The sequence below is a fragment of the Mycobacterium sp. genome (assembly GCF_035653355.1).
Lineage (GTDB): Bacteria > Actinomycetota > Actinomycetes > Mycobacteriales > Mycobacteriaceae > Mycobacterium.
The window spans coordinates 1-4,425 of record NZ_DASRBZ010000062.1; the positions used below are offsets into that span (position 1 = coordinate 1).

Below are 4,425 nucleotides of genomic sequence, written 5' to 3' on the forward strand. Positions count from 1 at the left end.
TCCGTCCGCGGCGCCACCTTGATCTCGGACGGCCCGTTGACACGCCGGGCCGCCGAACTGCTCGACAGCAGCGGCACCGCAGTGGCGCTCGCGCCCGCCGACCTCTCCGAGCAGGACATTGGTGGAGTCGCGAATGTCGAGCCGCGGCGGGTGGCTCCGCACGTCGTCATCACGCCGTTCGATCCCGCCGTCGGCGCGGCGTTGGCCGCGGCCGGCACCGACCCCGTTGCGCCGACCTACCTCGGCAGCGCATTGGCAGTACGGCTGCGCCATGACTCGGACACCGCACGCCGGCAGGACGCGCTGGCGTCGATGTTGTGGCGAGGCCTGGAAACCGCCGCCGCCCCCCGCGTCCAGATCCTGATGCCACCGGCGACCTGGAACCTGTCGGGCAACGACGCTCAGGCCATTCTCAGCACGCTGGCCACCTCGATCCGCTCTGGGCTAGCGATCCCGCGGCCGCTGCCCGCGGTGATCGCCGACGCTCAGGGTGTCACCGCCGCGCCTGTGCCGATCAGCGCCGACGCTGCCGCAAACGGCCGGTTCGACGACCAGGTCACCAGCGAGATCGCCGGCGAACTGGCGCGGGTAGGGGGCTTGACCTCGGCGCTGACCACCGACGCCCGAACCGGGTTGACGGGCGCCGCCTACACCGCGCCGCTGCGCGAGGACATGCTGCGGGCGGTGAGCCAGACCGAACGGCCCGACACGCGTAACGGCCTGGCGCACCAACGGCTGGACGTTCTCGGACACGCCATCGACGACCTGTTCGGCGCGGTCACGATCGTCAACCCTGGTGGCTCGTACACGCTGGCCACCGAGCACAGCCCACTGCCGTTGGCGTTGCACAACGGCTTGGGTGTCCCGATCCGGGTACGCCTGCAGGTCGACGCCCCACCCGGGATGTCGGTGACCGACATCGGCGAGATCGAGCTGCCGCCCGGCTACCTTCCGCTGCGGGTGCCGATTGAAGTGAACTTCACCCAGCGCGTCGCCGTCGACGTGTCGCTGCGCACGCCGGACGGGCTGGCGCTTGGTGAGCCGGTGCGGTTGTCAGTGCATTCCAACGCCTACGGCAAAGTGCTGTTCGCGATCACGCTGACGGCCGCTGCGGTACTGGTGATGCTGGCCGGACGGCGGCTATGGCACCGTTTCCGGGGCCAGCCGGACCCCGCCGACCTGGACCGCCCTGATCCCGAGGATGCGCGCTACGCCGACGACGTCGCCGAGCGCGTGGATGAGAAGCACCGAGTATGAGTTTCGCCGGTCAGCGCATGCCGCCGCCGGCCCAGCCACCGCCGCGGCGGCCGGTCCCGCCGGGCCCGACACGACCTCCCTCCGGGGTGGCGCCCCAGGGGCGGCAGGAGCTCTCCGATGCCGCGCTGGTGTCGCGGTCGTGGGGCATGGCATTCGCCACGTTGATCAGCCGGCTCACCGGCTTCGCCCGGATTGTGTTGCTGGCCGCGATTCTTGGCGCGGCGCTGTCCAGCGCCTTCTCGGTGGCCAATCAGCTGCCCAACCTCGTAGCCGCGCTGGTGCTGGAAGCGACGTTCACCGCGATCTTCGTGCCGGTGCTGGCCCGCGCCGAGCAGGACGACCCCGACCGCGGCGCTGCGTTCGTGCGGCGGCTGGTCACCCTGGCTACCACCCTGCTGCTGGTGACCACCGCGCTGTCGGTGGCTGCCGCCCCGCTGCTGGTGCGGCTGATGCTGGGCCACGACCCGCGTGTCAACGAGCCGCTGACCACGGCGTTTGCCTACCTGCTGCTGCCGCAGGTCATCTTCTACGGCTTGTCGTCGGTGTTCATGGCGATCCTGAACACCCGCAATGTCTTCGGACCGCCGGCCTGGGCGCCCGTCGTCAACAACGTCGTCGCGATCGCCACCCTCGGTGTCTACCTGGCCGTGCCGGGCCAGCTGTCGGTCGACCCGGTCCGGATGGGCAACGCCAAGCTGTTGGTGCTGGGCATCGGCACCACGTTGGGGGTGTTCGCGCAGACTGCGGTGTTGCTGGTATCGATCCGGCGTCAGCGCATCAGTCTGCGTCCGCTGTGGGGCATCGACGACCGGCTCAAACGTTTCGGGGCGATGGCCGCCGCGATGGTGCTCTACGTTCTGATCAGCCAGCTGGGCCTGGTGATCGGCAACCAGATCGCGAGCACCGCCGCGGCCTCCGGTCCGGCGATCTACAACTACACCTGGCTGGTGCTGATGCTCCCGTTCGGGATGATCGGCGTCACGGTGCTGACGGTGGTGATGCCGAGGCTGAGCCGAAACGCAGCAGCCGACGACATTCCGGCCGTGCTGGCCGACCTGTCGCTGGCCACTCGGCTGACCATGATCACGCTGATCCCGACGGTGGCGTTCATGACGGTGGCCGGCCCAGCGATCGGAAGCGCGCTGTTCGCCTACGGTCGCTTCGGCAACGTCGACGCGAGCCATCTGGGTGCGGCGATCGCGCTGTCGGCGTTCACCTTGATCCCGTACGCCTTGGTGCTGTTGCAGCTGCGAGTGTTCTATGCCCGCGAGCAGCCCTGGACGCCGATCGTGATCATCCTGGTGATCACCACGGTCAAGGTGATCGCGTCACTGTTGGCGCCGCACATGACCGCCAACCGGGAGCTGGTCGCCGGCTACTTGGGGTTGGCCAACGGGCTCGGCTTTCTGGCCGGCGCGATCGTCGGCTACTACCTGCTGCGGCGGGGGCTGCGACCCCTCGGCGGTCACCTGATCGGCGTCGACGAGGTGCGGACCATTCTGGTGACGGTGACGGCGTCGTTGCTGGCCGGTCTCATCGCTCACGTTGTGGACTGGCTGCTGGGCCTCGATGTGCTGACCACGCACGGCGGTGGCGCCGGCTCGATGCTGCGGCTGCTGGTTTTGGCGGTGCTCATGCTGCCGGTCATCGCCGGGGTCATGATCCGCGCGCGGGTACCCGAGGCGCAGGCAGCGCTGGATGCCGTGCTGCGCCGCATCAGCCGCGGACATGTGCCCGCTGGAGCCACTGGCCGGCTCTCCGATCACCAGCGTCACCGCAGCCCGGTCACGTACGCTGATCAAAGGAATTCGTTCACGCCGGGGGGGTTTCCGGTCCAGGAACTGATCCGGCGGGGGCCTCCCGACCACATAGCTGGAGAGGGCAGACGGAAAGGACCAGCGGTGACCGACCGTCCAACCGAGCGCGCCTCGTCCGGTTCGGCACCTGATATCGAGCCGGCGCGGCGACCCGGATCCGATGGGCCTGGTCCTCGCCCGCCCGCATCGCCGCCACCCGGACCGGATCGGCCGGCTTCTGCGCGGCCCGCGGCGTCGCCGGTCGCCGACGACTTCCAACCCGACATCCCGGCTGACTTCGACGTTGACGCGCCGCCGGCGCCGAAGGCTGCGCATCGATCCAACGGTGATATTGCCCGGGATACGTCGCGCCAGGCGCCGCAGGAGCCGCTCGCGTTCGACGCCCCGCGTGAACCGGCTCCCGAACCGTCGCGCCAAGATGACGTCCATCTGGTACCCGGGGCCCGGATCGCCGACGGTCGCTACCGTCTACTGGTCTTCCACGGGGGCGCTCCCCCGCTGCAGTTCTGGCAGGCGCTCGACACGGCGCTGAACCGACAAGTCGCACTGACCTTCGTCGACCCCGACGGCGCATTGCCAGAAAACCAATTACAAGAAACCCTCTCGCGCACAATGCGGCTCAGCCGGATCGACAAGCCCGGCATCGCCAGAGTGCTCGACGTCATCCGCACCGGTAATGGCGGTTTGGTGGTCGCAGAGTGGGTCCGCGGCGGCTCCTTGCAAGAGGTCGCCGACACCTCCCCGTCGTCGGTTGGCGCCGCCCGGGCAATGCAGTCGCTGGCTGCGGCCGCGGAGGCCGCCCATCACGTCGGCGTCGCGCTGTCCATTGACCACCCCAGCCGGGTCCGAGTCAGCATTTCCGGTGACGTGGTGCTGGCGTTCCCGGCGACCATGCCCGACGCCACCCCTGAAGACGACATCCGCGGAATCGGCGCCGCGCTGTATGCCTTGCTCGTCAACCGGTGGCCGCTGCCGGAGTCTGGGGTGCGCAGCGGGCTGGCCCCCGCCGAGCGGAACCCGCTCGGCCAGCCCGTCGAACCCAGCGCCATTGACCCTGACATTCCCTTCCAGATCTCCGCGGCGGCGGTTCATGCCGTTCAAGAGAACGGTGGGATACGAAGCGCGTCAACGCTTTTGAACCTGCTACAGCAGGCGACCGCGGTGGCCGACCGCACCGACCTGATAAGTCCCATCAAGGAACCGGCGCCGCCGCGTGGAGTTTCTAGTCCGCTGGGCCCTTCGCTGTCGGGCTCCGACGAAGCCGCTGCCCGGCATCGTCGCATCGTGATGGCCAGCATCGGCGCCGGAGTCGCGGTTATCGCTGTGGTTCTGTTGCTGCTGGCGTCCGTGC

The 4,425-nt window shown here is 69.2% G+C and carries 2 protein-coding genes; both read left to right on the plus strand.

Annotation, left to right across the window (positions count from 1 at the left end):
* Positions 1-1,257: DUF6049 family protein (locus VFA16_RS02020; protein WP_324966213.1), on the plus strand; the 1,257-nt coding region annotated here is incomplete at its 5' end.
* A gap of 17 nt (positions 1,258-1,274) precedes the next feature.
* The coding region (gene murJ / locus VFA16_RS02025) for a murein biosynthesis integral membrane protein MurJ (RefSeq protein ID WP_324966214.1) at positions 1,275-4,425 on the plus strand (3,151 nt) is incomplete at its 3' end.